The organism is Vibrio sp. YT-19(2023), assembly GCF_033337395.1.
In genome coordinates this window covers 1-1,353 of sequence record NZ_JAWOQN010000105.1, presented here as the reverse complement: position 1 = coordinate 1,353, position 1,353 = coordinate 1, and the positions used below count along the sequence as shown (strand labels likewise).

Below are 1,353 nucleotides of genomic sequence, written 5' to 3'. Positions count from 1 at the left end.
AATCAATATCTATAATTGATAAACCACGAAAACATAAACAATACCAATAAAAATAACATTGATTAATTAGAATGATATACGCTGCGCTGTCACCATTTTTGTTTTAGAGCCATAAAGTCACCCTATCGAATAAGACCGCATCCGATATACAGCTGCGACAAACAGAAAAGTAAATTTCCGAGAAAATTACGTCGGCTTATGCCAGAATGTGTTCCCTCACTCAACAAGCCTGTAATGTAATGAAATACCAAGCTGCTATTTTTGATATGGATGGTTTACTTCTTGATACTGAACGCGTCTGTATGCGTATTTTCCAAGAAGCATGTGAAGTACAAAACCTTCCGTTTTATGAAGATGTTTACCTATCGATCATTGGCCGCAATGCGGCAGGAATTGAGACGATTTTCCGCCAAGCCTACGGCGAGAATTTAGACCGCCTACATCTTGAATGGCGCACTCGTTACAACGCAGTTGTCAAACACCAAGCTATCCCTGTAAAAGATGGCGTTGTTGAGTTGCTGGAGTGGTTGAAAGCACAGGGCTTACCTATCGCGGTCGCGACATCTACCGCGAAAGAAGTGGCAAAAATCAAACTGGAATTAGCAGGGTTGAGCAAATACTTCGATAACCTAACGACAGGCTGCGAAGTGAGCCACGGCAAACCCGATCCAGAAATCTATTTGCTGGCAGCGAACCGTCTGGATGTAGAGCCAAGCCAATGTTTGGCCTTTGAAGATTCCAATAATGGTGTTCGCGCCGCTGTAGCGGCAAACATGGTCACTTATCAAATTCCGGACTTGGTTGAACCTTGCGATGAGGTAAAACAATTTGGTCACTCTATCGTGCCTTCACTGCACGAAGTATTAGCCGAGCTTAAACAGACTCGCTAATCCTCCTCTGAATACGTTCTAGAGCCCAACGTCGACGTTGGGCTTTCTCTTAGTTTCTTACCCATCTCATATTCCCCCTCTTAATTGAATCGACTCCCTCAACCTACACGAATTGAGAATTGAGCCAGTTCACGCCACGAAAGAAAATCAGGTAGTCCAATGATCAATCAGTGGAACGAACCAGTACAAGTTTGCAACAAATCGTCAATATACCGATTGAAGCACGTTTTTCGGGTCAAAACTGGCTGATAATGAGAACTATTGGACAAAAAAGTCCAAGTCAGCCCAAAACAACAAAATGGAGAGTGTTATATGTCTTTACGTATATTAGCAGCAACCTTGGCACTGGCAGGCTTGAGCTTCGGCGCACAAGCCAGTGCCGAGTGTGAGGTTTCTATTGATGCTAACGATATGATGCAGTTTTCGACCAAAACATTGAGTGTTCCAGCAACTTGTGAAGAAG

The 1,353-nt window shown here is 43.4% G+C and carries 1 protein-coding gene and 1 pseudogene; both read left to right on the top strand.

Annotated features, from left to right (window positions below):
* The first annotated feature begins 239 nt into the window (after nt 1-239).
* Nucleotides 240-890, top strand: a complete 651-nt coding sequence (locus tag R7E78_RS24155) for an HAD family hydrolase (protein ID WP_069491465.1) — start codon at nt 240-242, stop codon at nt 888-890.
* Between the two features lie 312 nt (nt 891-1,202).
* Nucleotides 1,203-1,353, top strand: a pseudogene (locus R7E78_RS24150) (azurin); the annotation flags it as partial.

Excerpts from the sequence above, each read along its gene's own strand:
- R7E78_RS24155 (WP_069491465.1), top strand. The coding sequence starts at position 240 with ATGAAATACCAAGCTGCTATTTTTGATATGGATGGTTTACTTCTTGAT.